This is a genomic window from Macrococcus bovicus (genome assembly GCF_004359575.1).
In the GTDB taxonomy this organism is placed as follows: Bacteria; Bacillota; Bacilli; order Staphylococcales; family Staphylococcaceae; genus Macrococcus; species Macrococcus bovicus.
This window is the reverse complement of the sequence record NZ_SCWF01000019.1, coordinates 1-5,220: the sequence shown is the minus strand read 5'-3', so window position 1 is coordinate 5,220 and position 5,220 is coordinate 1. Positions and strand designations below refer to the sequence as shown.

Annotated in this window: 6 protein-coding genes; all 6 read left to right on the top strand. The window is 40.7% G+C overall.

Features of this window, described 5'->3' with window-relative positions; translation table 11 throughout:
* Positions 1-1,015: relaxase family protein (locus ERX55_RS11165; protein WP_165983790.1), on the top strand; the 1,015-nt coding region annotated here is incomplete at its 5' end.
* Positions 1,016-1,401: 386 nt separating this feature from the next.
* Entirely contained in the window at positions 1,402-2,322 is a 921-nt protein-coding gene (locus tag ERX55_RS11160; protein WP_133452659.1) for a replication initiation protein, read from the top strand.
* A gap of 85 nt (positions 2,323-2,407) precedes the next feature.
* Positions 2,408-2,776, top strand: a complete 369-nt coding sequence (locus ERX55_RS11155) for a hypothetical protein (RefSeq protein WP_133452658.1) — start codon at positions 2,408-2,410, stop codon at positions 2,774-2,776.
* 213 nt (positions 2,777-2,989) lie between these two features.
* The gene (locus ERX55_RS11150; RefSeq protein WP_133452657.1) at positions 2,990-3,790 is read left to right on the top strand and encodes a hypothetical protein; all 801 of its coding nucleotides are present in this window, start codon (positions 2,990-2,992) and stop codon (positions 3,788-3,790) included.
* Positions 3,791-4,312: 522 nt separating this feature from the next.
* Positions 4,313-4,702, top strand: a complete 390-nt coding sequence (locus ERX55_RS11145; protein ID WP_208001536.1) for a plasmid mobilization protein — start codon at positions 4,313-4,315, stop codon at positions 4,700-4,702.
* A partial coding sequence (locus tag ERX55_RS11140) for a relaxase/mobilization nuclease domain-containing protein (protein WP_133452656.1) occupies positions 4,684-5,220 on the top strand: 537 nt, incomplete at its 3' end. The genes ERX55_RS11145 and ERX55_RS11140, both read left to right, overlap by 19 nt.

Sequence of the window (5,220 nt, the reverse complement as noted above, 5' to 3'; positions counted from 1 at the left end):
GAAGTTCGAGATCGAGAAGATGAGCGATGAGATCGTGCTGAGCCGTGGTCTGCCCGTCATTGAGAAGCAGAAGGAGGACATCACGACAAGAGGCGAGATGCGGCTGCGTGAGAGGGGGCAGTATGTGTGGAAGGACGACCTCAAAGAGCGATTCAACGGTGCCATCGATAAAACGCTGTCGAATGTGTCGAAAGATAAGGCGGAATACTTGGAGGATTTCAAGAAAAATATGAGTGACCTCGGGGTGACCGTCAAGGAGAGATACGTTAAAAAGCGTGATACAACGTACTTCACCTATGCTTTCACAGACGAAAATGGCAAGCAGCAGACTATCAACGAGAAGAAACTGGGCGTTAAATACAGCGCTGAGCGTGTCTCAGAGGCCGTTGAGGAGCGTTTAGAGCAGAACAGGACGGAAACCCTTGAGACGGCAAAAGAAGCCGTCAGCGGGCCGGAGAGACCTCTCAGAAGGAGTGGTTTTGTCCCTCCGGCAGAGATTGAAAGAAAACGGGATGCCTCTAAAAAGCCAAATAAGGTCTCTGACGGGGCGGAAATCAAAAAGGATACCCAAACTACAAGAGAGACGATAACGCCTCTAGAAATGGCTCCTAGACCCCTTAGAAGAGACGATGAGGATGAAGAAAAGAAGAGAATCAGAGAAAAGGAGCTTGAATCATTCGGTCAGAGACTGGGATTTAAACCAGACGGCAGTTACAGGGAGATGGTCCTCTACTGCGAGGAGACACAGCGTGCCATGCTTTACAGGGTGACCCCAGCACAGATCAGTCAGCTTGAACGTTACGGTTCAAACGACCTTGTCACTGAATCTTTTAACTACAGGCTCTATACGTCCCCTGACAGGGAACTGATGTCGGGTCGTTATGAGAAGTATCGCCCTGAATCGTTCTATGAGCAGTTGAAAGGCAATGCACAGGAGAAAGGAGTCGGCATTGAATTTGAGCAGGGACATAGAACAGCTGTCCTGCAGAATAGAAATGCAGGGCGTTCAAGATAATTTTTCAGGAACAATCTTTATCCTGATTTTCTGACTGATTCTGAACAATCATTTTGGGGAGAAATACAGACTTCAAAGATTTTCTTTTTGGGGGGCACCCCCTGTTTAATATATGTTTTAAAAGATGTTTAAAAGATAAAAGATGTTTAAGGATTTTTTGAGCCTTACTCCCCCAAGGGATTGAAGGACGTTATAAAAACAATTTGGGGACGTTATAAAAACAATTTGGGGACGTTATAAAAACAATTTGGGGCGTTATAAAAACAATTTGGGGATTATAAAAACAATTTGGGGACGTTATAAAAACAATAATTTAAATTGTTTTTATAACGCTTTTTTGTTATGCTTTTTGTAACAACGTAAAGAAAGAGGTTAGGGGCCAGAAAATGGATGAAAAATTCATCAATACTTCAGAACTGAAAGTAGGGGGAAGTTTGGATGTCGTAAAATATCATAACGACTTAAACACCGTGGTTATGCGTAAATGGACAGCTGAAGAAATGAATTTTTTCTTCAGCATCATCGCCAAAATGAAGAATAAAGGTACAGATGAAGTGGTGTTCAACACTGATGAACTAAAGGAACTTGTGAAGTACGACCCTAAAAAGCCTGAACGATGGGCGAAGACGATGAAAAATGTTGCGGACAAGATAACTGACCTGAAATATAAAGAATCGACTAAATCATCTTATGTAGTTATGCCGTTGTTCCAATATTTCAAGGTGGATTTAGACGAACGAAAAGTAACGGTACAGGTCACTTCTCGCTTTGAATATATTCTGAACCGTCTCAACATTAATTTTACTTACTACAAACTCGAAGATTTCATAGAGATCAGGTCGGTCTACGCCAAAAATATGTACCGTAAAATCAAGCAATTCAAGAAACAAGGTAAGCTCATATTTTCAATCGAGGAACTGAAAAAGAGCCTCGACATGCCTGATTACTACAAATCTAGTCATATAGACCGACTGGTCATCAAACAGCTGCAGAAAGAACTTCCGGACCTTATTCCAGGGTTTTCCGTCAAAAAACTGAAATCACGGAAAAGAGGAACACCAGTAGTCGGCTATGAATTTACCTGGCAGGCTGAACAGACTGGAAAATTTGAAGATTTTTCTAAGAAAAATGGAACTAATCTGAAAAAGGGAATTTACGAGAAAACACCTGAATGGGTAGGAAAAGAGTATGTTGCACCTGAGAGGACGGAAGAAGAAGAACGGGAACTCGAAAAGCAGAAAGAAGAAATCAGAAGAAAGCTAGCTGAACTAAGAGGACAGACAACGATTGATGAATTTACGGAGTGAAAATCATCGAATATTGCGATTCTAAGCACACTTTGAAAGTCTTTGATGGACCGTTCTATTCACACAACAAATGAGGAGGGGCTTTATGGACGCTAAAAGAAGAGAGCTTGAGGAACTTGAGAAGAAAAGAAAGGAACTTCTGAAAGAGATCAAGGCACAGGAACAGCAACATTATAGGACTTTGATTGAATTTTTCGGAGATGATTTTCCACGCAACGAGAACAAACGTCCGATTTCTCTGAAGCAGTTTAAAGAGGAGTACATGCTAGTTAAGAAAAAACAGTACGGGAACTTCAAAACTCCAAACGACGAGCGTCGTCTGGAGACTTATGAAAAGATGCTTGGTGTGCTGAGAAGTGCAGCGGATAACATCGATTATTCGCAAGGTTTCCCTAAACTCCCGAATCTTCCGGAGTTTACAAAGTGGGTCGAAAAATTTAAAACTAAAAATTAATAAAGCAAGCCCTAATTAGGGCTTGCTTTATTTTGTTCTAAAAAATTTATACAGCACAAAAATTATTATAAGAATTACTACGACAAGGACTACTTCTCCTACGATCATCATAGGATCAACCATAAAATCCCTCCTTATCAATAATTTATATCCCTATTATACCCAATTGATGTTAATATAAGAATGTAATTTACTAAAATTTGGAGGTATGAGATGAAAAAGGTTATTTCAAGTTTGGCGTTCACTGCTTTGATGCTTGGAAGTTCAACGGGTTTAAGTGCATTTGCGAATGAGAACACCTCTCTATCCGGTAATAACATTCAAGAAGATTATAAGACTGTAATGAACGAAGTAAAAAATGAAATCAATTCCTATCAAGTTACTTCTCCAGAACAAGTAGAAATCTATAAAAAATTCAAATCTATGTACTCTCAAAAAGAATTAGAAAATTTGAATAAAAATTTAGATGCTTTTGATCAAAAAAAAGTTAATGAAAAATTAAAAAGCACTAAAATAGCAAATAACCAAAGAAAAGCTATAGTTTTAGGTGATGGATCTATGGTTATTATTGGTAATAAAACTGGCCCTATTGAAGATGGTCTGATTCCTTCTTCTAACGAGAAGCAAGTAACGACTTATGCAAATATTAAAAATGGTACTTCTGGTTACAAATACTACAGTACTTTTTATCAAGAAATTTGGGGCATTATAAAACAAGCTGAAGTTTATAACAGAGTTGATTTTCAACTTTATACCAACAAAGCTGTTTTTCTAGGTTCGTCTCCTGCAGGTACAAGAGCTTTTATTCCTGCGACAGTTGAAGTAGCAGATCATAGTACATCTGGTAGTGGAACACGTACATTGGTAAACACTTATGATTACAATGCGACGGTTTCAGTTGCAGGCAATCAATTAGGTAATCGTTATGTTTCACTAGGAAATACAATTAAAGTTATTTCGAATGTAGGTAATTCTGTTAATTATACTGCTACACCTTCTTATAAAGGATTCTAATATTTCTCTAATAATTTAATACTTATTAAAGATAAAAACACATATGAATTTATCATATGTGTTTTTTTGTGTGTAAAAATATTTCAGACATGGCGGAGGCATTTCTGTAAATATTTTTATCTGCAAGAACGGAAATATTGCAGCGTAATATTTCTGTTAAAAAAGGAGGGGGTGGAGGGGGGACGTAGTTCAACCTCCCTAGTGAGTCAGTGATACTTTGCGAAGCAAATGTATACACTGACACTGCTAGTCAGATTTCTACTCAATAAAATTTTATGATATAATTACACCGTAATTATTCGTTAAATTTGTGAGGAGAAATTATGTTATTGTGATTCTGATATGATTCTGTTGAGGGCAATCTGAGCGAATAGTGAGGATTGAAATCTACAGAATTCTGAAAGATGAGCCGACTGAATAGGGAGGGTCATTGACAGACAATATCAGAGTCACTAGGCACTAATTTTCTGAAACAAATGAGACCGAATAGGGAGCAATTTTTCAGGAAAGTAGGGGCTGAAAGTGAGCGAGGAAAAAAAGAAAAAATCGAAGATTATTTCGTTCCGAGTGAATGAGAACGAGTACGATGTGATTGCTGGCATAGCGAAGAGTGCCAACATGAACATCAGCGAGTATCTGAAGGTACGGGCGTTAGAGGGCAAGGTCCAACAGCCCAAAGTAGCTTCAGAGGATTTAAGGGCAATCGTGCCTGAACTGACGAGACTGACGGGACAGATCGGACGTATTGGAAACAACGTCAATCAGTCTGCAAAAGCAATCAAGAAAGTCGGACCATACGGATTTTTTTCGTCAAGTGACTATCTGAAGCTGACAGAGGTGTTTGAAAAAAGCACAGCGGAAATCGCTGCGATCCGTGAGGAGGTCAAAAGGCTGTGGCATACACTAAAGTAGCACCGTCAAAGAGTTCGGGGGCTTCAATCGTCTATGCACGGGACGGAAAAGAGAACGGAAGGGACAAGTGCATTGCGATGTCAGGGCTGAACTGTGACCCCTCCAACGCTGAATATGAGTTTGCGGTCGTCAGACGTGCATACGGCAAGGCTCTGAAAGAGGGCGAGGACATCCAGGCACGGCTGATGATCCAGTCCTTTGAGGGTCGGGACGTGTCGGCTGATGAAGTGAACGAGATGGGCTATGAACTCGCCGAGAGAATCAACGAACGGCTGGGCGGCGGCTTTCAGGCGGTGGTGTATACACACGGCAACACGTGCAACTTCCACAACCATATCGTCTTCAACTCGGTCAATGCGGACAACGGCAGGAAATATACGATGCACTATGAGAAGTTCGAGATCGAGAAGATGAGCGATGAGATCGTGCTGAGCCGTGGTCTGCCCGTCATTGAGAAGCAGAAGGAGGACATCACGACAAGAGGCGAGATGCGGCTGCGTGAGAGGGGGCAGTATGTG

What these genes read in the sequence shown, in the direction of transcription:
- ERX55_RS11160 (WP_133452659.1), top strand. Translation starts at nt 1,402, where the DNA reads ATGGATGAAAAATTCATCAATACTTCAGAACTGAAAGTAGGGGGAAGT.
- ERX55_RS11155 (WP_133452658.1), top strand. Translation starts at nt 2,408, where the DNA reads ATGGACGCTAAAAGAAGAGAGCTTGAGGAACTTGAGAAGAAAAGAAAG.
- ERX55_RS11150 (WP_133452657.1), top strand. Translation starts at nt 2,990, where the DNA reads ATGAAAAAGGTTATTTCAAGTTTGGCGTTCACTGCTTTGATGCTTGGA.